This window comes from Pseudomonas sp. BJa5 (genome assembly GCF_030272875.2).
Lineage (GTDB): Bacteria > Pseudomonadota > Gammaproteobacteria > Pseudomonadales > Pseudomonadaceae > Aquipseudomonas.
In genome coordinates this window covers 21,025-42,400 of sequence record NZ_JALRNG020000011.1, presented here as the reverse complement: position 1 = coordinate 42,400, position 21,376 = coordinate 21,025, and the positions used below count along the sequence as shown (strand labels likewise).

Sequence of the window (21,376 nt, the reverse complement as noted above, 5' to 3'; positions counted from 1 at the left end):
TGATGGAAAACTGATGAGCGCTGGCACAAGCCTTGCTCCAGTACCCGCACACACCCGCAGGAGAACCTCACAGATGCCGAGCGCCGATCCGCTGGCTTGGGTCCATGGCAGCGACGCACCGGAAAAGCCGCTGCTCACGCTGGGCTTCATGGCCCTTACCGATTGCGCACCACTGGTGGTCGCCGCCACCCAGGGTTTTGCCCAACCCTACGGCCTGAGCCTGAACCTGCAGCGCCAGAGTTCCTGGGCCGGCCTGCGCGACAAACTGTTGAGTGGCGAACTGGACGCCGCCCACAGCCTGTATGGCCTGATCTACGCGCTGCAACTGGGCATCGGCGGCGCTGGCGCTACTGACATGGCAGTGCTGATGGGCCTGAACCAGAACGGCCAGGGCCTTAACCTGTCGGCGGCATTGCAGTACCAGGGCGTGACCAGTCCCGAGGCGCTGGAGCGTTTCGTGCACCAAAGCAGGTCAAAACTGACCTTTGCTCAGACCTTTCCCACAGGCACCCACGCCATGTGGCTGTATTACTGGCTGGCCAGCCAGGGCATCCACCCCCTGCATGACGTCAACAGCGTGGTGGTGCCGCCCGCGCAGATGCTTGCCCACCTGCAGGCCGGGCGCATCGATGGCTTCTGTGTCGGCGAACCCTGGTCGGCGAGCGCCGTCGACCAGGGCCAGGGTTTCACCCTGGCCACCAGCCAGTCGATCTGGCCGGACCACCCAGAGAAGGTCCTGGGCTGCACCCGCGCCTTTGTCGAGCAGTACCCCAACACCGCCCGGGCCCTGGTCAAGGCAATCCTGGCGGCCAGCCGGTTCATCGAGCAAAGCCCGGAGAACCGCCGCAGCACCGCGCAACTACTCAGTGGCAAAGCCTATCTGGACGCGCCGCTGAGCAGCATCGAGCCACGCTTGCTCGGCGACTACCATGACGGTCTCGGCAATCACTGGCACGACCCCCACGCCTTGCGCCTGCATGACCAGGGCCGTGCCAACCTGCCTTACCTGTCCGATGGCATGTGGTTCATGACCCAGTTCCGCCGCTGGGGCCTGCTGCGCGAAGACCCCGACTACCTCGCGGTAGCCCGCCAGGTCCAGCAACTGGCGCTGTACCGGGATGCCGCCAGCGCGCTCGGTATAGCGTGCGACGACGCCAACCTGCGCCGCAGCCAGCTGATCGACGGCACTTGGTGGGACGGCAGCGATCCGGTCGCCTATGCCCGCAGCTTTGCCCTGCACGCGCTGGCCGAAACGCCCGCCGCCCTCGCCCGCCGCTGACAAGGAGACGCCACAATGCTGCGAATCCTGCTGATCGATGACACCGCGAAGAAAGTCGGGCGCCTGAAGGCCGCACTGGTCGAGGCCGGTTTCGAGGTCATCGAAGAGTCCGGGCTGACCATCGACCTGCCGGCACGCGTCGAAACGGTGCGTCCGGACGTAGTACTGATCGATACCGAGTCACCGGGCCGTGATGTCATGGAACAAGTGGTGCTGGTCAGCCGCGACCGGCCACGCCCCATCGTCATGTTCACCGACGAACACGATCCCGGGGTGATGCGCCAGGCGATCCAGGCCGGGGTCAGCGCCTATATCGTCGAAGGCATCCATGCCGCCAGGCTGCAGCCGATCCTCGATGTGGCCATGGCCCGCTTCGAAAGCGATCAGGCGCTCAAGGCCCAGCTACAGGCCCGCGACCAGCAACTGGCCGAGCGCAAGCGCATCGAACTGGCCAAGGGCCTGCTGATGAAAATGAAGGACTGCAACGAAGAGCAGGCCTACACCCTGATGCGCCGCCAGGCCATGAGCAAGCAACAGAAGCTCATCCAGGTGGCCGAACAGATCATCGCCATGAGTGACTTGCTGGGCTGAGACGACTCTGGCCCGGCTCTTGCTAAATCTTTTCTACCGGTAGCCAACGGCGGTTGCCCCTTCACGACAAAGACGTCGCACCCCCACTCGCACACGCGGGTCGGGTGGCGACGTCTTTTTCGTTTCAGCCCCTGTTCAACGAGGTGTTCGATGAATACGAGTTTCTGGAAGTCCGGGCATGTCCCCACGCTGTTCGCCGCCTTTCTGTATTTCGACCTGAGCTTCATGGTCTGGTACCTGCTCGGCCCGCTGGCGGTGCAGATCGCCACCGACCTGCAACTGACCACCCAGCAACGCGGCCTGATGGTGGCTACGCCGATCCTGGCCGGGGCCATCCTGCGCTTTGTCATGGGCGTGCTGGTCGATCGCCTGTCGCCGAAAGCCGCCGGGCTGATCGGCCAGGTGATCGTCATCGTCGCGCTGTCGTGTGCCTGGCACCTGGGCGTGCACAGCTATGAGCAGGCCCTGTTGCTGGGCGTGTTCCTCGGCGTCGCCGGTGCTTCCTTTGCCGTGTCCCTGCCGCTGGCCTCGCAGTGGTACCCGGCCCAGCACCAGGGCAAGGCCATGGGCATCGCCGGCGCCGGCAACTCCGGCACGGTGTTCGCCGCCTTGCTGGCGCCGGTGCTCGCGGCCAGCTTCGGCTGGAACAACGTGTTCGGCCTTGCCGTGATTCCGCTGCTGCTGACCCTGGCCCTGTTCGCCCTGCTCGCGCGCAACGCCCCCCAGCGGCCCAAGCCCAAGGCCATGGCCGATTACCTCAAGGCCCTGGGTGACCGCGACAGCTGGTGGTTCATGTTCTTCTACAGTGTCACCTTTGGCGGCTTCATCGGCCTGGCCAGCGCCCTGCCCGGCTACTTCAACGACCAGTACGGCCTGAGCCCGGTGACCGCCGGCTACTACACCGCCGCCTGCGTCTTCGCCGGCAGCCTGATGCGCCCCCTGGGCGGCGCCCTGGCGGATCGCTTCGGCGGCATCCGCACCTTGCTGGCGATGTACACCGTCGCGGCGGTGTGCATTGCCGCAGTCGGCTTCAACCTGCCCAGTTCGATGGCGGCACTGGCCCTGTTCGTCAGCGCCATGCTCGGCCTTGGGGCTGGCAACGGCGCGGTGTTCCAGTTGGTGCCACAGCGCTTTCGCCAGGAAATCGGGGTAATGACCGGCCTGATCGGCATGGCCGGTGGTATCGGCGGCTTCCTCCTGGCCGCAGGCCTGGGGGCGATCAAGCAGCACAGTGGCGACTACCAGTTGGGCCTCTGGCTGTTCGCCAGCCTGGGGGTACTGGCCTGGTTCGGCCTGCATGGCGTCAAGCAACGCTGGCGCACCACCTGGGGCTCGGCCGCCGTGACCGCGGCGCGCGTCTGAGGCATCGCCATGAGCCTGCAACTGAGCTTCGCCCAGGCCAGCGCCACCGGCCCCCGGGACGAGAACCAGGACGCCCTGCGCCTGGTCACGCCCAATGCCGAGCTGGCCGCCAGCAAAGGCTATCTGTTCGCCCTCGCCGACGGCGTCAGCCACTGCGCCGATGGCGGGCTGGCGGCGCGGGCCAGCCTGCAGGCCCTGGCCCTGGACTACTACGCCACCCCCGCGACCTGGGGCGTGGCCCAGGCCCTGGACCGGCTGCTGCTGGCACAAAACCGCTGGCTGCGCGCCAACGGCGGCGGCCAGCCGCTGCTGACCACCCTCAGCGCCCTGGTGCTGCGTGGCCGCCGCTTCACCCTGGCACATGTCGGCGACTGCCGGATCTATCGCTGGGCTGCCGGTCAGCTGCAACGCATCAGCGAGGACCATGTCTGGGACCAACCGGGCATGCAGCACGTGCTCAAGCGCGCCCTGGGCCTGGATCAACATCTGCAGGTCGACTACCTGGAGGGCGAGCTGCACGCAGGCGAATGTTTCGTCCTGCTCAGCGATGGCGTCTGGGCCAGCCTCAGCGAGACGCAGATCAGGGCCGTGCTGCGTGAACAGATCGACCTGCAGGACGCCGCCCAGACCCTGGTCAGCTCCGCCCATCACAGCGGCAGCCAGGACAACGCCAGCGCCCTGCTGGTCAGGGTCGACCGGCTGGGCGCCAGCAACCTTGGCGACTCCCTGGCGCAACTGCAGCAATGGCCGCTGCCCCCACCCTTGCGCAGCGGCCAACTGCTCGATGGCTGGACGCTGGAGCAACAGCTGGGCCACAGCCGGCAATCGCTGCTGTATCGCGTGCGCGACAACCAGCAACAGGCCTGGCTGTTGAAAACCCTGCCCGTTGAACGCAAGGACGAACCCGGCGCCTTGCAGGGTTTGCTGCTCGAAGAATGGTTCTTGCGCCGGGTGGCCGGGCGCTACTTCCCCGAAGTACACCCGGTCAGCCAGCGCCAGCACCTGTACTACGTGATGCGCGAATACCCCGGCAAAACCCTGGCGCAAGTGTTTGCCGAAAGCGGGCCCTTGCCGCTCGCACAGTGGCAATCGCTCGCCCAGCAACTGCTGCAGGCGGTGGGCCTGTTGCACCGGCGCAATATCCTGCACCGCGATATCAAGCCCGAGAACCTGCACCTGGGCGATGATGGCCAGTTGCGCCTGCTGGATTTCGGCCTGGCCTTCTGCCCCGGCCTGTCCGAAGACCGCGCCCACGAACTGCCGGGCACCCCGTCGTTCATCGCCCCGGAAGCCTTCGAGGGTACGCCGCCCAGCCCCCAGCAAGACCTCTACAGCGTCGGTGTGACGCTGTTCTACCTGCTGACCGGACACTACCCCTACGGCGAAATCGAAGCCTTCCAACGCCCCCGCTTCAACCAGGCCGCCAGTGCCGCGCGCTATCGCCCGGACTTGCCCGAGTGGCTGGAGCACAACCTGGGCCTGGCGCTGGTCAGCGACCCGCAACAACGCTTTGAAACCGCCGAGCAATGGCTGTTGCTGCTCGAACAGGGCGAACGCCAGCACCTGAGCGTACGCCCGCGCCCCTTGCTCGAACGTGAACCGCTGAAAGTCTGGCGCGGCCTGGCGCTGCTGTCCCTGCTGCTCAACCTGATCCTGCTGATCTGCCTGCTCAAAGGCTGACGGCACTCGATAACCGATGAGGAACACCCGATGAATGCAAAAGTCTGGCTGATTGGTGCAGGCCCTGGCGATCCGGAACTGCTGACCCTCAAGGCCGTGCGCGCCCTGGGCGAGGCCGAAGTGGTCCTGATCGACGATCTGGTCAACCCGTTGGTGCTTGCGCACTGCCCCGGCGCACGGGTGATTCACGTCGGCAAGCGCGGCGGCTGCCGCTCCACGCCGCAAGCCTTCATCCAGCGCCTGATGCTGCGCTACGCCCGCCAGGGGCGTTGCGTGGCGCGGCTCAAGGGTGGCGATCCGTGCATCTTCGGTCGTGGCGGTGAAGAAGCTGCCTGGCTACAGGCCCATGGTATCGAGGCCGAACTGGTCAACGGCATCACCGCCGGTCTTGCCGGCGCCACCCAGTGCGGCATTTCCCTGACCTTGCGCGGCGTCAGCCGTGGCGTGACCCTGGTCACCGCCCATACCCAGGATGACAGCCCGCTGAACTGGCAGGCGCTTGCCCAAGGCGGCACTACCCTGGTGGTGTATATGGGCGTGAGCAAACTGGATGAAGTCCAACAGGGCCTGCTGGAAGGTGGACTGGCAGCCGACACACCGGTGGCCATGATCGAGAACGCCTCCCTGCCCCAGCAACGCGAGCAGCGCAGCAGCCTGGCGCAAATGTGCGAAGCAGCCGCCCGCTTCAAGCTGTGCAGCCCGGCGATTTTGGTGATCGGTGAGGTGGTGGCAGAGGAAAGTGCAGCGCTGGTGCAACTGACGGCCTGAATCACAGGCAAAGAAAAGCCCGGCCTAGGCCGGGCTTTTCAGTAGGGCTTCAGACCAATTACTTGGCTTGGGCTTCTACTTGAGCTTCTACGCGACGGTTAACAGCGCGACCAGCGTCGGTGGCGTTGTCAGCAACCGGACGGGTTTCACCGTAGCCAACCGACTCAACGCGGCTCGACTCAACACCGTACTGGTTGGTCAGAACCTGCTTGACGGCGTTAGCACGACGCTCGGACAGTTTCTGGTTGTAAGCGTCAGGACCGACGGAGTCAGTGTGACCTTCAACAGTGGTGGTGGTCTGTGGGTACTGCTTCATGAAGTCAGCCAGGTTCTTGATGTCGCCGTAGCTGTTTGGCTTGACGACCGACTTGTCGAAGTCGAACTTGACGTCCAGCTCAACGCGAACGACTTCGGCAACAGCCGGGCAGCCATCAGCGTCAACGGTAACGTTGGCTGGGGTGTCAGGGCACTTGTCGACGTTGTCGCAAACGCCGTCGTTGTCGCTGTCGGAGCAGACTTCAGCAACTGGAGCTGGAGCAGGAGCAACCTTGCCACCGCTGCCACCGAAGTTCAGACCCAGACCAACGGTCGGACCCCACTCGGTGTTGCCGTTGTCGATGTTGTACATGGCTTCAACGCCGGCACGGGCGAAGAACATGTCGGTGATGTACCACTTGGCGCCAGCGCCCAGGTTGGCGAAGGTGGAGTGGTCACGACCGTTGTTGAAGGACTGGCCCAGGCTCTCGTGAGCGAAGCCGGCCGAAACGTACGGACGCAGCGCGTCGCCGACGGTACCGAAGTGGTAGGTAGCGTCCAGCTTGGCCTTGGAACCTTTGATGTCCTTGTTGAAGACATCGCCACGAACGTTATGAGTTTCGTTGTAGCCCAGATCCAGGGACAGGTCGTCGGTCAGGAAGTAACCGAGGCGAACACCAGGGTTGGTGCCGTCGTTCTTGAAGTTGCGCTCGCTATCGTAGTACTGCTTGGTGACGTTGCCTTCAATCTCGACCGCGCCTTGGCCTTGTGCCAGAGCGCCGAGCGAAGTTGCGGCTACAAGAGAACCAATGGCCAAGCCCAAGGTGTTTTTCAATTTCATCCGTTAAATCCCCATCTGGTGATAGTTAAGCAGTCCCACCAACATCCGGGGGACAACTCGACGACAAGTCTAGCAGAACTTGCCGACACGTTAGAGATATTTGCGCACGGCTAAGTTTCAGCCAGGCCCGCAAATTTCTCACGTAGCTTGTCTAGCGCACGTTTGTACCGCATTTTCGTTGCGCTCAGGCCCATATGCATGATATCGGCGATCTCCTGAAATTCCAGTTCTGCGACAAATCGTAGCACCAGAATTTCACGGTCAATCGGATTCACATGCACTAGCCATTTATCCAGCCCGCCTTTCTCTTCCGGTTTCGGCGCCTTCTCTTCCGAGGCTTCCTCGAGTGGATCTAGACTCAAGGCATCCATCAGTCGACGCTTGCGCCGCTCCTTGCGGTACTGGGTGATGCATTCGTTGTAGGTGATGCTGTAGAGCCACGTCTTGAACTTGGATTTACCCTCGAAGTTCTTCAGGCCATAGAGCACCTTGAGCATGACCTCCTGACAGACATCATCAGCGTCCCGATCGTTCCCCAGATAACGCGCACAAACGTTAAAAAGAGTCCGCTGGTAGCGGCGCATGAGCTCTTCATACGCGCGAGTAACATGAAACAGCTCCTCATGCGAACGCGCCACCAACTCCTCATCGGTGAGCTCGCGGGGGTCGTAACGCATGGGCAGCGAGTGAACTTTATTCAAATCGAATCTGGCCGACAGTCAGGTCAATGTCGCCGCTTGCCCCTACCCGGGGCAATTTTGCGGCGGCATACATTAGCAGGATTTGGCCGGTTAGCGGCTATTGACTCGCTGCTCGAGCAGAATTCGGTTGGACAATGACACTAATTCGCCATCATCCGTGAGCAGTGTCGTCTTGACCGTACCGATCTCTTCGATCTGCCCTTCAACCTCTCCAACTCGCACCTGCTGGCCGACTTGATAAAGTTCGCGCACGTAGATTCCGGCCAGGATCTGTCCGGCAATTTCGCGACTTCCCAGCCCCATTGCCAAGGCAACGGCCAGACCAACGGTAATCAATCCAATGACGATTACATGGTTGAGCAAGTCGGTTTTGACCTCGAGCTGGCTAATTGCCACCGAGATACTGATGATAATGACCAGGCCCTGGGCGATGCGACCGACACCGGCGGCATATTCCAGGCCGATGCCTTCGGCGGCACCGCGAACCAGGCCATTGACCAGTTGCGCCAGCAGCACGCCCGCCAGCAGCACCAGGGCCGCACCGAAGACCTTGGGCAGGTACAGGGCAAGCATGTCCAGGGTGGCGGAAACCCGCTCAAGACCGAGGGATTCAGCGGCCGAGACAAGGAAGATCAGCAGCACGAACCAGTAGACGATCTTGCCGATCAGGGTCGAGATCGGCACCTGGATGCCGACCCGGCTGAGCATCTTGGTCAGGCCGGTGCCGGCCATCAGGCGGTCCAGGCCCAGTTTGGCCAGCAGTTTGGACAACAGGGTGTCCAGCAGCTTGGCAACGACGAAGCCCAGCAGCACCACGACCAGTGCGCCGAACAGATTGGGGATGAAGTTCGCCACTTTGGTCCACAGCGCGGTCATCGCGGTGACCAGGCTCTGGGTCCAGAGATCAAGTTCCATAGTCAATCGGCCTTATCAGCTTTACGAGCGGTAGCGTTACGACGGACCGGCGCGACATGCGCCGAGCCATTGTTCACGGCGATCATCAGCGCCTGGCTCCAGCGGCCCAGCAGGCTGAACAGATCGCCCGCGCCGACCTGGCGGTTGGCGGTTTTCAGGACGCGCCCAAGGCAGGCATCGTCGTCACGGTCCTGGCCGGACGGCGAAGCCTTGAGCAGGTCCCGCAGGGATTCTTCAAACGGATCGTGCATAGGCACCTCGCGCAATATCTGTCAAAGACGAGGTCGCCTGCACATGGGTCACATGGACCGGGCAGACAGTTTGTGACTGAATGTTCAGGCTGTGCACCGGTTCACACCCAGCGCAAGCGGCGGAACAGCCACCACTGCCCCAGCGCCAGGCCCAGCACCAGCAGGCTGGCGAAGAGAAAACCGTAGGGGCTGTCGGCGCCGGGAATGCCGCCGACGTTGATCCCCAAAAGCCCGGTGACGAAGCTCATGGGCAGAAAGATACAGGTGATGATGCCGAAGCGGTACATGGTCCGGTTCATCCGTTCGGCGCGCCGGCGGTCCTCGCTTTCCAGCACCAGGGCGGCCCGCTCGCGGGTCAGCTCCAGCTCCTCGAGGTAGCGGATCAGGCTGTTGTTCAGCTCGTTCCAGTAGTCGGCGTCGTCTGCGGCGAACCAGCTCCACTTGTTGCGTGCCAGCTGCGCATAGATTTCCCGCTGCGGTGCAAGAAAACGGCGCAACCCGGCGGCGCGGCGGCGGATCTGCTGCAGGCTGCCCTGCTCCGGCGCATACCGTTGGTCGGCTTCGAGCTTCTCTTCTTCCAGATCGACCACTTCCGACAGGTCACTGACCAGCGCCTGAACCTTCTCGGTCAACAGTTGCGCCATGCTCAGCAACAGTTCGGAGGCGGTTTTCGGACCACGCCCCTCGGCCAGTTGCTGCAGCAACTCGTCACTGGCGCGCAAGGGGCGCAGGCGCAGCGAAATCACCCGCTGCGCCTGGGCGAAGATACGTACCGAGACCATGTCTTCGGGCTCGGCACCTGGATTGAGGTTGACCCCGCGCAGAAACAGCAGCATCTGCTCGTCAGGCAGGGGCAACAGCCGTGGACGGGTGTTTTCTTCAAGGAGCAGGTCGCAGGCGAACTCGTTCAGGCCACTGTCGTGGCGCAGCCAGGTCCGGGTCTGCGGGTGGCTGCGATCCCAGTGCAGCCAGAGGCTTTGCTCCGGCGCAAGCTCAAGGTCGTCCAGCTCGGTCCGGGCAATCGTACGCGCACCGCCTTTACCATCGAGCACCAGGGCGTGAACCAGGCCCCATTGCGCGTTTTCTTCCTCGAACATTCCTGCTCCAATCAGCGGTTTAACGGCTTATTCCGGCATTTTCAGCGGACTTGGCGAGACGATCACGCCATTATTGTCGGCATACACGTACTCGCCCGGGCGGAAGGTCACCCCGGCGAAGGTCACTGCCACGTTGAGATCGCCAATGCCACGCTTGTCGGTTTTCATCGGGTGGCTGGCCAGGGCCTGGACACCCACATCGGTTTGCGCCAGGACATCGACATCGCGCACACAACCGTAGATCACCAGGCCTTCCCAGCCATTCTTGGCGGCTTTTTCGGCGAGCATGTCGCCCAGCAACGCCCGGCGCAGCGAGCCACCACCATCGACCACCAGCACCTTGCCCTTGCCGTCCAGGTCGACCTGTTCCTTGACCAGCGAGTTGTCTTCGAAGCACTTGATGGTGACGATCTGCCCTCCGAAGGAGTCGCGCCCCCCGAAGTTGCTGAACATCGGCTCCAGCACCTGTACCAGCTCAGGGTAGGCGTCACACAGATCGGGCGTAAGGTAATGCATGGGAAACTCCTGTCGATTGCCAAGGCATTGGATGTCGCACTCTGACCATCACACCACAAAAGGTCACAGGCTAGCCATACCCGGGAACGGTCGAATCCAGCGAAGTGCTGGCTGTGGGTAGCGTACTCAAGGGATTGTGCAGCCATTGTTCAACCAGCGGCCAGACCTGGACCTGGGCCGGCTTGCTGACCAGCATGTCGACGTGGCCGAAGTTGTCGAAGCCCTCTTCGCGCCCCAGGCGCACGAACTGCTTGTTCGCGCTGCCCACTTGCTCGAACAGCTTGCGGCAGGCCCATACCGGGTCCTGGTGATCACCGGCGGCAGCCACCGCCAGCAGCGGCACATCGACCTCGGCAAGGCCGGCCCACCAATCGCGGTCCTGGTCGCCGAAACGACCGAACAGGCCGAACCAGCGCATGCTTTCCAGGGCCAGGCCAATGGGCTCGTCCTCCGGGCCACGCTTGAGCCGCGAACCGGAAATCTGCGCGAAGCGCTTGAGCAGCAGACGCCCGCCCCACTCCACCGGCGGCAACTTCAAGGGCCAATAGGTGCGGCTGACCTGGGTGCCGAAGAACGCGGCGCTGGCCACAAGCTCGGCGTCCAGGTACTGCCCGCCAAGGGCGGCGGCCAGGGTGGTGCCGCCCAGGGAATGACCGAGCCAGTGCGCGGCGCGGCCGCTCTGTTCGCGGACAAAGGCACCGATCACCGGCAGGTCGTAACGGGCATAGTCGGCCACCCGGTTTTGCCGGTAATCCTGGTTGCGCGGCGACAGGCCGTGGCCACGCATCTCCGGCATCCAGACATCGAAACCGGCGCGTGCCAGGTAGGCGCCCAGGCCAATGCCCCGGGGCGAATACCAGAAGCGCCGATTGGAAAAACTGCCGTGCAGCAGAATCACCGGCGTGCCACGCACGTCGGACTGGTCGGCCAGCCCCAAGCGGGTAATCGCCAGCTCGACGGTGCGATCCGGGCTGTTACCGGCCTTGATCCGGTAGACATCCTCGCACAGATCACCCCGGCGCTCGGCACTCTGCAGGGCCACGGGAAAAAGGTTACTGCTGCTTTGCATAGGCTACTTGCACAAAAAAGGGCGGGATCCATCGCTGGAACACGCCCCGGAATATCAACGAACCCCCTGCCCGCCAGGCTTGGCGGACAGGGGTTTCAGTTTGGCGGATCAGATCGCGCCCTGGCCTTCGGCGAGGAAGAACCAGGTCTCGAGCACCGAATCCGGGTTCAGCGAAACGCTTTCGATGCCTTGCTCCATCAGCCACTTGGCCAGGTCCGGGTGGTCCGATGGTCCCTGGCCGCAGATGCCGATGTACTTGCCAGCCTTGTTGCAGGCCTGGATGGCATTGGCCAGCAGCTTCTTGACCGCAGGGTTACGCTCGTCGAACAGGTGAGCGATGATCCCCGAGTCGCGGTCCAGGCCCAGGGTCAGCTGGGTCAGGTCGTTGGAACCGATGGAGAAACCATCGAAGTACTCGAGGAACTCTTCGGCGAGGATGGCGTTGGACGGCAGTTCGCACATCATGATCACGCGCAGGCCGTTGTCGCCGCGGGCAAGGCCGTTTTCAGCGAGCAGGTCGACGACCTGGCTGGCCTCGCCCAGGGTGCGCACGAACGGCACCATGATCTCGACGTTGGTCAGGCCCATTTCGTTGCGCACGCGCTTGAGTGCACGGCACTCCAGCTCGAAGCAGTCGCGGAAGGATTCGCTGATATAACGCGAAGCACCGCGGAAGCCCAGCATCGGATTTTCTTCTTCCGGTTCGTAGAGCTTGCCGCCGATCAGGTTGGCGTATTCGTTGGACTTGAAGTCCGACAGGCGCACGATGACCTTCTTCGGCCAGAACGCAGCGGCCAGGGTGCTGATGCCTTCGACCAGCTTCTCGACGTAGAAGCCCACCGGATCGTTGTAACCGGCGACACGCTTGTCGACGCTTTCCTTCAGCTCAGGCGGCAGGCCCGCGTAGTTGAGCAGCGCCTTGGGGTGCACGCCGATCATGCGGTTGATGATGAACTCCAGGCGCGCCAGGCCGACACCGGCGTTGGGCAGCTGGGCGAAGTCGAACGCGCGGTCCGGGTTGCCGACGTTCATCATGATCTTGAACGGCAGCTCAGGCATGGCGTCCACCGAGTTCTGCTTGACGTCGAAGCCCAGTTCGCCTTCGAAGATGAAACCGGTGTCGCCTTCGGCGCAGGAAACGGTCACGCCCTGGCCATCCTTGAGCAGCTGGGTGGCGTTGCCGCAACCGACCACGGCCGGAATACCCAGCTCACGGGCGATGATCGCCGCGTGGCAGGTACGGCCGCCGCGGTTGGTGACGATGGCGCTGGCGCGCTTCATCACCGGTTCCCAGTCCGGGTCGGTCATGTCGGAGACCAGCACGTCGCCGGCCTGGACCTTGTCCATTTCCGACACGTCCTTGATGATCCGCACCTTGCCGGCGCCGATGCGCTGGCCGATGGCACGCCCTTCGACCAGCACGGTGCCGGTTTCCTTGAGCAGGTAACGCTCCATGACGTTGGCCTGGGCGCGGCTCTTCACGGTTTCAGGACGAGCCTGGACGATGTACAGCTTGCCGTCGTCACCGTCCTTGGCCCACTCGATGTCCATCGGGCACTTGTAGTGCTTCTCGATGATCATCGCCTGCTTGGCCAGCTCGCTGACTTCGGCGTCGCTCAGGCAGAAACGGGTGCGGTCGGCCTTGTCGACATCGACGGTCTTGACCGAACGACCGGCCTTGGCTTCTTCGCCATAGACCATCTTGATCGCCTTGCTGCCCAGGTTGCGGCGCAGGATGGCCGGACGACCGGCTTGCAGGGTGCCCTTGTGGACGTAGAATTCGTCGGGGTTGACCGCACCTTGCACGACGGTTTCACCCAGGCCGTAGGCGCCGGTGATGAACACCACGTCACGGAAGCCCGACTCGGTGTCGAGGGTGAACATCACGCCGGCGGTGCCGGTTTCCGAACGCACCATGCGCTGCACGCCGGCCGACAGGGCGACCAGCTTGTGGTCGAAGCCCTGGTGCACGCGGTAGGAGATGGCGCGATCGTTGAACAGGGACGCGAACACTTCCTTGGCGGCGCGGATGACGTTGTCGACGCCGCGGATGTTCAGGAAGGTTTCCTGCTGGCCGGCGAACGAGGCGTCCGGCAGGTCTTCGGCGGTGGCCGAGGAACGCACGGCAACGGCCATGTTCGGGTTGCCCTGGGACATCTGCTCGAAGGCAGTGCGGATTTCGTTGTTCAGACGCTCGGGGAACTCGGCTTCCATGATCCACTGGCGGATCTGTGCACCGGTACGGGCCAGGGCGTTGACATCATCGACATCCAGAGCGTCCAGCGCGTCATGGATCTGCGCGTTCAGGCCACTCTGCTCGAGAAAATCACGGTACGCCTGAGCCGTAGTGGCAAAGCCGCCGGGAACCGATACACCGGCACCCGCGAGGTTACTGATCATCTCGCCCAGGGATGCGTTCTTGCCCCCCACATGCTCCACATCATGGACGCCGAGCTTATCGAGGGAAACTACGTACTCTACCAAGGTGATCTCTCCACTAACTGTGTTGGAAAAGCTCAGGTCGCCCGCCTGCCTGCTCTGAGACTTGGCCGGGCGCTTGTGGCCTGGACCTGGAAAATAAGTGAGAATGCCGGACATCATGTTCGGCAAACCGAACCTATCATATCCAAGAATGCTCACCAGCTTAAGGCCCAAGGTGCAAATGAAACGAACTGCTTTCTTTATCTCCGACGGCACAGGCATCACGGCCGAGACGCTGGGACAGAGCCTTCTGGCCCAATTCGATAGCATTCCGTTCAATAAATTCACCCGTCCGTACATCGACAGCCTGGACAAGGCGCGGGCCATGGTACAACAGATCAATGCCGCAGCTGAACGCGATGGCATGCGCCCGATCATCTTCGACACCATCGTCAACCAGGATATCCGCGAGGTGCTGGCCACCTCCAACGGCTTCATGATCGACATCTTTTCGACCTTCCTGGCCCCGCTGGAACAGGAACTGACCGCCCATTCGTCCTATTCGGTGGGCAAATCCCACTCCATCGGTGGCAACTCCAACTACATGGAGCGCATCGAAGCGGTCAACTTCGCCCTGGACAACGACGATGGCGCTCGCACCCACTACTACGACAAGGCCGACTTGATCCTGGTAGGCGTGTCGCGTTGCGGCAAGACCCCGACCTGCCTGTACATGGCCATGCAATTCGGCATCCGCGCGGCCAACTACCCGCTGACCGAAGACGATATGGAGCGCCTGCAGCTGCCCCAGGCCTTGAAAAGACACCAGAACAAGCTGTTCGGCCTGACCATCGACCCGGACCGCCTGACTGCCATTCGTCACGAGCGCAAACCCAACAGCCGCTATGCCAGCTTTGCCCAGTGCGAGTTCGAGGTGCGCGAGGTGGAGAACCTGTTCCGCCGCGAGAACATCCCGCACATCAACTCCACGCATTTCTCGGTGGAAGAGATTTCGGCGAAGATCCTCGTGGAAAAAGGCGTGGAACGGCGCTTCAAGTAACCCCCCGGTGGGAGCGGGCTTGCCCCGCGATGCGATATGACCGACGGATCGCATTCGCGGGGCAAGCCCGCTCCCACCGAGAGGCCACGGCACCTCTTCACCGCGCCCTCAAAAAAAAGCCCCGGCAATTGCCGGGGCTTTTCATTTCAGCTCACACTCAGGACGGCACCACCGCCGCCTGTCCGCTCATGGCCAGATCCACCAGCTCGCGGTTGGCCACCGCGTACATGGCGTAATCGGTGCCGGTCGCGGCCCGCAGTTCGTCGAGCATGGCGCGCCAGCGCTCGACCATCACGCGGTGCTGTTCCAGCCACAGGGCCACCCGCGCATCCATGTCTTCAGGGGCGTCGGCCATCTGCAGCACGGAGATGGTGATCGCCCGCTGCTGCAGGTCGATGTCGTCGCGGAACGACTCGCGGGCCAGGGCCTGCCAGTTGTTTTCCACGCTCAGATTGCTGATTTCCTGCAGGTACCAGGTCAGGTCCAGGGCACTGCCGACGGCGAAGAAGGCCTTGGCCACTTCGGCCGGATCCTGGCCGGTGACGTCGGACGCCTCGATGATCGGCAACAGGGTGTACAGGTGCGTGGTGCCGGCCACCATGCGCGCCAGCAGTTCCGGTACACCGGCCTCGACGAAGCCCTGGTAGCGGGTCATCCAGCGCTCGCGGGTCGGCCCTTCCAGCAGTTCGTCGAGTTTCAGCCCCAGTTGTGCGATTTTCGGCCCAAAGTGTGCCACATCACGCCCGGCATCCTGCTCGTTGCGACGGCTGCGCAGGAACCAGCGGGTCGCCCGACGGCCCAGGCGCATCAGCTCGTCCATCAGGGTCAGCTGGATTTCAGCCGGCACCTGGTAGTCCAGGGCCTCGATCTGACGGAACCAGTGCGGCAGGTGGAAGATGTCACGCACGATCACGTAGGCGCCGGCGACGTTCGCCGGGCTCATGCCGGTGGATTCCTTCAGGCGCTGGACGAAGGTAATGCCCATGTTGTTGACCAGATCGTTGGCGATCTGGGTGCTGACGATTTCACGCTTGAGGCGATGGCGACGCATGGCCTCGGTGAACTTGCTCACCAGCGACGGCGGGAAGGCAGTGTCCATGTCGCGGGTCAGGTAGTCGTCGTCCGGCACCAGCGACTTGAGCAGTTGCTCCTTGAGGTCGATCTTGCTGTAGGAGATCAACACCGACAGCTCGGCGCGAGTCAGGCCCTGGCCGGCAGCCAGGCGCTCGGCCAGCTGTTCTTCGGTAGGCAGGAACTCGATGGCCCGGTCCAGCTTGCCACGGGCTTCCAGGTCGGCCATCAGCCGCTTGTACTCGGCGATGCGTTCCTTGGCCCGACGCGCAGCCAGGGACAGCGCCTGGGTCTGCTTGTAGTTGTTGCCCAGCACCAGGCCGGCCACTTCGTCGGTCATGCTGCCCAGCAGCTGGTTGCGCTGCTTCTCGGTCATGTCGCCGGCCTGCACCACTTCGTTGAGCAGGATCTTGATGTTGACCTCGTGGTCGGAGCAGTCCACGCCACCGGCGTTGTCGATGAAGTCGGTGTTGGTGGCGCCGCCATTGAGGCCGAACTCGACCCGGCCCAGCTGGGTCATGCCCAGGTTGCCGCCCTCGCCCACCACCTTGCAGCGCAGCTCGTTGCCATCGACCCGCAGGGCGTCGTTGGCCTTGTCGCCGACGTCGGCATGGCTTTCTTCACTGGACTTGACGTAGGTGCCGATACCACCGTTCCAGAGCAGGTCCACCGGCGCCTTGAGCAGCGCGTTGAGCAGCTCGGTCGGGGTCAGCTTGTCGGCTTCGATGGCGAAGCGCGCTTTCATCTGTTCGGTGATGGTGATGCTCTTGGCGCTGCGCGGGAAGATCCCGCCGCCTTCGGACATGATGCTGGTGTCGTAGTCGCTCCAGGCCGAACGCGGCAGGTCGAACAGGCGCTTGCGCTCGGCGAAGCTGCTGGCCGGCTCCGGGTTCGGGTCGATGAAGATGTGCAGGTGGTTGAATGCCGCCACCAGTTGCAGCTTGTCGGACATCAGCAAGCCGTTGCCGAACACGTCGCCAGCCATGTCGCCGACACCGACCACGGTGATCGGGTCTTCCTGGACGTTGATGCCGCGCTCGCGGAAGTGGCGCTGCACGCCGACCCAGGCGCCACGGGCGGTGATGCCCATCTTCTTGTGGTCGTAACCGGCCGAACCGCCGGAGGCGAAGGCATCGCCCAGCCAGAAGCCGTAGTCGATGGCAATGCCGTTGGCGATGTCGGAGAAGGTCGCGGTGCCCTTGTCGGCCGCCACCACCAGGTAGGGGTCGTCATCGTCGTGACGCACGACGTTGGCCGGCGGCACCAGGGCGCCGTCCTTGAGGTTGTCGGTGATATCCAGCAGGCCGGAAATGAAGATCCGGTAGCAGGCGATGCCTTCGGCCTGGATATCGTCGCGGCTGCCGCCCAGGGGCAGGCGACGCGGCAGGAAGCCACCCTTGGCACCGACCGGCACGATTACCGAGTTCTTCACCTGCTGGGCTTTGACCAGGCCCAGCACTTCGGTGCGGAAGTCTTCCTCGCGATCCGACCAGCGCAGGCCGCCACGGGCGACGTTGCCAAAACGCAGGTGCACGCCTTCGACCCGCGGCGAATAGACGAAGATCTCGAACTTCGGCACCGGCTTGGGCAGCTCGGGGATCAACTTGGGGTTGAACTTGAAGCTGAAGTACGACTTGTTCTGGCCCTGGGCGTCGGTCTGGTAGTAGTTGGTACGCAGGGTGGCCTTGATCAGGTCCAGGTAGCGACGCAGGATGCGGTCTTCGTTGAGCACCTGGACCTCGTCCAGGGCGGTGAGGATCGCCTGCTCCAGGCGTTGCTGCTTGTCACCCAGGTCTTCAACGGTGAGCTTGCGCGCCAGGTAGAAGCGGGTCTTGAACAACCGGGTCAGCTCGCGAGCGATGTCGGTGTGGTTGTTCAGGGTGCTGGCGATGTAGCCCAGGTCGAAGCCCAGGCGGATCTGCTTGAGGTAGCGGGCGTAGGCACGCAGCAGCGCCACGTCGCGCCACGGCAGGCCGGCGGTCAGCACCAGGCGGTTGAAGGCGTCGTTTTCCGCATCGCCCTTGACGATGTGGACGAAGGCATCCTGCAGGGTGTCGTTGAGTTGCTGGATGTCCAGGTTCAGGCCTTCGCTGTAGGTGAAGGCGAAGTCATGGATCCAGAACTCACGGCCGCTGGCATGGCGCAGGCGGTACGGGAACTCGCCGAGCACGCGCAGGCCGAGGTTTTCCAGGATCGGCAAGACATCCGACAGCGCCAGCGGGGTGTCGGCGTGGTACAGCTTGCAGTGCAGCTGCTGTTTGCCGGCCTGGGTCAGCGGCTGGTAGAAGCTCATGACCAGCGGCTTGCGCTCGGACAGGGTCAGCACGTGCTGCATGTCGACCACCGCCGAGTGCGCGGCGAAGCGCTCGCGGTAGCCGGCCGGGAAGCCTTTCGGGAAGTCGGCCAGGATGTTGGTGCCCTGGGCTTCGCCGAAGTTCTCCACCACCAGCGCCGAGTAGTCGTCCTGCCACGAACGGCAGGCCTGGATCACTTCGTTTTCCAGCTGCTGCGGGTCGATGTCGATGCGGTTCTTCGGATCGACGCGCAGGATCAGTTGCACGCGGGCCAGTACCGACTCGGAGAAGAAGGTCCAGAACTCGCAGTCGCTGGCCTTCAGGCGCTCCATCAGCACCTGCTGGATCTTCTGCCGCACTTCGGTGGAGTAGATGTCACGCGGCACATAGGCCAGGCAGTAGCAGAAGCGGCCGTAGGGGTCCTTGCGCAGGAACACGCGGATCTTGTTGCGCTCCTGGATCTGCACGATCGACATCACGGTGCTGAACAGCTCGTCGACCGGGGTCTGGAACAGGTCGTCGCGCGGCAGCACTTCCAGCACCTGCGCCAGTTCCTTGCCCAGGTGCGCCTTGGGATCGAAATGCGAGCGGCGCTCGACTTCGGCCACCTTGTCGCGAATGTACGGAATCGCCCGCACGCTCTCGCCATACACCGAAGAGGTGTACAGGCCCATGAAGCGGCATTCCTTGATGACCTTGCCGTCGGCGTCCAGCTGGCGGATCGACACGTAGTCAGGGTACGCCGGACGGTGCACGCGGCTCGGGTGTGCGGCCTTGGCGAACGACAGCAGCAGCGGCTCGTGCAGGTAGCTGACGGCGTAGTCTTCGATGCGCAGCTCGTCGGAGGTCAGGCCGGTGCGCAGCAGGCGGGTCAGGCCGAGGAAGGACTGCTCGTCATAGACCAGCTGGCCGCCCTGGGCGTCACCGTGGACGACGAACTCTTCATAGCCCAGGAAGGTGAAGTGGTTGCCCACCAGCCATTCCAGGAAGGCCTTGACCTCGGACTTCTCGCCCTGGACGGCAGGGTAAGGGGTCTGCTCGACCAGTTCGACGATCTGGCGCAGCTTGGCCTTCATCGGTTCGAAGTCGGCGACGGCGACACGCACTTCAGCCAGTACCTGCTCCAGTTCGCGGGTCAGCAGGTTGAGTTCGGCGGTGTTGGCACAACGGTCGATTTCCAGGTACATCAGCGACTCTTGTCGCACGCCTTCGCCCTGGGTGCCCTTGGGCAGGATTTCCAGCAGTTCGCCCTTGTCGCCACGGCGCACGCTGAGCACAGTGGTCTGCAGGGTGTGGATGCTGTAGCCACGGCGGTTCAGTTCGGTACGGACCGAGTCGACCAGGAACGGCAGGTCATGGTGCAGGACTTCGACAGCGGTGTGAGTCGACTGCCAGCCATGACGCTCGTAATCGGGGTTGTAGACGCGAACCTGCGGCTGGGCAGGGTCGAAGCGCTCGATGATGCGCCAGGCAGAGAGGGTGCAACCGGCCAGGTCCGACAGGCGGCGCTGGGTGAGTTCGTCCAGAGAGATGATTCCGAAGAACTGTTCGGCGAACATCGCCACTTGTGGCAGTGACTGTTCGCTGATGTGCTGCGCCAGGGCCGCTTGCAGTTGATGCTGGAAGTCGGCTTTGCTGGCTGCGGTGAAGAACGCCATCTGTGGTACTCCGCTTGGCTTTGTTGTTGAGTGAAGCGTCACGCGTGTACGCCGTGCCCGGATCAACGATAGCCAACCCGTGGCAGAACGGCTGGAAAACCGAGGGCCAGCTGCAAAGACCACTGCCGGCTGGCTGCGTCTTTACGGGTATCCCTCGACAACGCAGCTTAACGACTGGCCGGTCATCGCTGCTTGCAAGGCTGCGACATATTCGGTCATTGAGGGGCAGGCGGCGATTTATCCCACGCAAGAAGACTGGCACACTGACGTTTCACATCTGATATCGAGACTTCCATGCAACTGACCGCGGCGCTGCTCATGGCTACACCATGTGACGACGAAGAAGAGAACCTGGCGACGCTGGTCTGCCACAGCGACAAGGGCGAGTTGTTCCTCATGAGCCGGTACCCGGACGAGGACCGGGTGGACATCACCCTGGGCAATGAAGAGGAGTACTCGCAGGTTGAAGGCCTGAAGGTAACCCTCGGCGCCAATCGCCTGCTGGTTGAGGTGTCTGCACTGGATACCGACGCACTGCGTGGCGCAGACCACCTGGAGATCCTGCACACCGCCGATGCCAGTGACCTGGCCGAGATCGAAGAAACCCTGCAGAACATCCTCAAAGGCACGGGCACCTACGTCAGCGAGCTGTAACACCCTTCGGTTCCTTGACAAGGAGCCGTCGGAAAAGGCATTGTCTGACAACCTGATCAATGAGCAATACCCCATGCTTGAGCTTCAGCGCCCCGATACGCTGGTCGAACGCGTTGTCGGCGCCATCCGTGCAGAGATCGATTCCGGGCGCCTGGCGGCCGAATCGCGCCTGCCCACCGAACAGCAACTGGCCGAACAGCTGAACGTCAGCCGCTCGGTGGTGCGCGAGGCGGTGGCCCAGCTCAAGGCCGATGGGGTATTGATCGCCCGCCGTGGCCTGGGTTCGTACATTTCGCAGACTCCCACCGGCACCGTGTTCCGCTTTCCGTCAAGCCAGGGCCGCAGCCCGGACCTGGTGCAGATGTTCGAAGTGCGCCTGTGGATCGAGACCCAGGCCGCCTCCGTCGCTGCCCAGCGCCGCGATGAAGCGGACCTTGCGCGCATGGGCAAGGCCCTGCAGGACATGCTCGACAAACGCAGCGACTTCGCCGCCGCGGCGGCCGCCGACGTCGAGTTCCACCGCGCCATCGCCGAAGCCAGCAAGAACGATTACTTCGTGGCCTTCCACGACTTTCTCCGTGGCCAACTGGCCGCCGCACGCAAGACCGCCTGGGAGAACTCGGCAGCGCATTCGGTGGGCGGCTCGGCCGATGCCAACCGTGAACACCAGGCCCTGTACCAGGCCATTGCCGAGGGCGATCGGCATGCCGCTGCCGCCTGCGCCGAAGCCCACCTGCGTGCCTCGGCCAAGCGCTTGAAACTGGACTTGCCCAGCATCGATTGACCCTTGATCCACCGTACATAAGCGGGCGCTGCCGGTCAGCGCCTTTTGTTTGACCTACTTAGTCTGACAACCTGATAAGCAGACTCTCTGATAAGAACAAGCCAAGGTG

General features: G+C 63.2%; 17 protein-coding genes. 8 read left to right on the top strand and 9 right to left on the bottom strand.

Annotated features, from left to right (window positions below; all coding sequences use genetic code 11):
* Nucleotides 1–73: 73 nt before the first annotated feature.
* The 5 genes from M2D63_RS08580 to cobA all read left to right on the top strand — a co-directional run bounded on the left by M2D63_RS08580 (nt 74) and on the right by cobA (nt 5,680).
* Nucleotides 74–1,279, top strand: a complete 1,206-nt coding sequence (locus tag M2D63_RS08580) for a CmpA/NrtA family ABC transporter substrate-binding protein (RefSeq protein WP_285862434.1) — start codon at nt 74–76, stop codon at nt 1,277–1,279.
* 15 nt (nt 1,280–1,294) lie between these two features.
* The gene (locus M2D63_RS08575; RefSeq protein WP_285862433.1) at nt 1,295–1,870 is read left to right on the top strand and encodes an ANTAR domain-containing response regulator; all 576 of its coding nucleotides are present in this window, start codon (nt 1,295–1,297) and stop codon (nt 1,868–1,870) included.
* 150 nt (nt 1,871–2,020) lie between these two features.
* Nucleotides 2,021–3,232 carry a NarK/NasA family nitrate transporter gene (locus M2D63_RS08570; RefSeq protein WP_285862432.1) on the top strand — a complete coding sequence of 404 codons (1,212 nt, stop codon included), beginning with the start codon at nt 2,021–2,023 and terminating at the stop codon, nt 3,230–3,232.
* Between the two features lie 9 nt (nt 3,233–3,241).
* Nucleotides 3,242–4,912 carry a bifunctional protein-serine/threonine kinase/phosphatase gene (locus tag M2D63_RS08565; RefSeq protein WP_285862431.1) on the top strand — a complete coding sequence of 557 codons (1,671 nt, stop codon included), beginning with the start codon at nt 3,242–3,244 and terminating at the stop codon, nt 4,910–4,912.
* A 30-nt stretch (nt 4,913–4,942) separates the two neighbouring features.
* Nucleotides 4,943–5,680 (top strand): uroporphyrinogen-III C-methyltransferase, encoded by a 738-nt coding sequence (gene cobA / locus M2D63_RS08560; RefSeq protein WP_285862430.1) that lies wholly within the window; start codon nt 4,943–4,945, stop codon nt 5,678–5,680.
* A gap of 58 nt (nt 5,681–5,738) precedes the next feature.
* On the opposite strand, the gene M2D63_RS08555 is transcribed toward cobA, so the two are convergent.
* From M2D63_RS08555 to ppsA, 8 genes are all read right to left on the bottom strand, one after another.
* Nucleotides 5,739–6,776: an OmpA family protein gene (locus M2D63_RS08555; RefSeq protein ID WP_285862429.1), complete on the bottom strand. Its 1,038-nt coding sequence runs from the start codon at nt 6,774–6,776 to the stop codon at nt 5,739–5,741.
* Between the two features lie 110 nt (nt 6,777–6,886).
* Nucleotides 6,887–7,453, bottom strand: a complete 567-nt coding sequence (gene sigX / locus M2D63_RS08550) for an RNA polymerase sigma factor SigX (RefSeq protein ID WP_036990388.1) — start codon at nt 7,451–7,453, stop codon at nt 6,887–6,889.
* Between the two features lie 114 nt (nt 7,454–7,567).
* Nucleotides 7,568–8,392 carry a mechanosensitive ion channel family protein gene (locus M2D63_RS08545; protein WP_285862428.1) on the bottom strand — a complete coding sequence of 275 codons (825 nt, stop codon included), beginning with the start codon at nt 8,390–8,392 and terminating at the stop codon, nt 7,568–7,570.
* Nucleotides 8,393–8,394: 2 nt separating this feature from the next.
* Nucleotides 8,395–8,649, bottom strand: coding sequence for a CrfX protein (locus M2D63_RS08540; protein ID WP_371128640.1), 255 nt, complete (start codon nt 8,647–8,649; stop codon nt 8,395–8,397).
* Between the two features lie 95 nt (nt 8,650–8,744).
* Nucleotides 8,745–9,740, bottom strand: coding sequence for a zinc transporter ZntB (locus tag M2D63_RS08535; protein ID WP_285862427.1), 996 nt, complete (start codon nt 9,738–9,740; stop codon nt 8,745–8,747).
* 27 nt (nt 9,741–9,767) lie between these two features.
* A complete protein-coding gene (rraA, locus tag M2D63_RS08530) occupies nt 9,768–10,256 on the bottom strand; it encodes a ribonuclease E activity regulator RraA (RefSeq protein WP_285862426.1) in 489 nt (162 codons plus the stop codon).
* 70 nt (nt 10,257–10,326) lie between these two features.
* Complete coding sequence (locus M2D63_RS08525) at nt 10,327–11,325, bottom strand: alpha/beta fold hydrolase (RefSeq protein ID WP_285862425.1); 999 nt, start codon at nt 11,323–11,325, stop codon at nt 10,327–10,329.
* A gap of 108 nt (nt 11,326–11,433) precedes the next feature.
* Nucleotides 11,434–13,809: a phosphoenolpyruvate synthase gene (ppsA, locus tag M2D63_RS08520; RefSeq protein WP_285862424.1), complete on the bottom strand. Its 2,376-nt coding sequence runs from the start codon at nt 13,807–13,809 to the stop codon at nt 11,434–11,436.
* A 178-nt stretch (nt 13,810–13,987) separates the two neighbouring features.
* Here ppsA and M2D63_RS08515 point away from each other — a divergent pair, with 178 nt between their 5' ends.
* Entirely contained in the window at nt 13,988–14,806 is an 819-nt protein-coding gene (locus tag M2D63_RS08515) for a pyruvate, water dikinase regulatory protein (RefSeq protein WP_285862423.1), read from the top strand.
* Nucleotides 14,807–14,963: 157 nt separating this feature from the next.
* Here M2D63_RS08515 and M2D63_RS08510 read toward each other — a convergent pair whose 3' ends face one another.
* Nucleotides 14,964–19,829, bottom strand: a complete 4,866-nt coding sequence (locus M2D63_RS08510) for an NAD-glutamate dehydrogenase (protein WP_285862422.1) — start codon at nt 19,827–19,829, stop codon at nt 14,964–14,966.
* Between the two features lie 294 nt (nt 19,830–20,123).
* Here M2D63_RS08510 and M2D63_RS08505 point away from each other — a divergent pair, with 294 nt between their 5' ends.
* Together M2D63_RS08505 and M2D63_RS08500 are read left to right on the top strand one after the other, a co-directional pair.
* A complete protein-coding gene (locus tag M2D63_RS08505; protein ID WP_285862421.1) occupies nt 20,124–20,483 on the top strand; it encodes a hypothetical protein in 360 nt (119 codons plus the stop codon).
* A 73-nt stretch (nt 20,484–20,556) separates the two neighbouring features.
* Entirely contained in the window at nt 20,557–21,267 is a 711-nt protein-coding gene (locus M2D63_RS08500) for a FadR/GntR family transcriptional regulator (RefSeq protein ID WP_285862420.1), read from the top strand.
* The last annotated feature ends 109 nt before the right edge of the window (nt 21,268–21,376 follow it).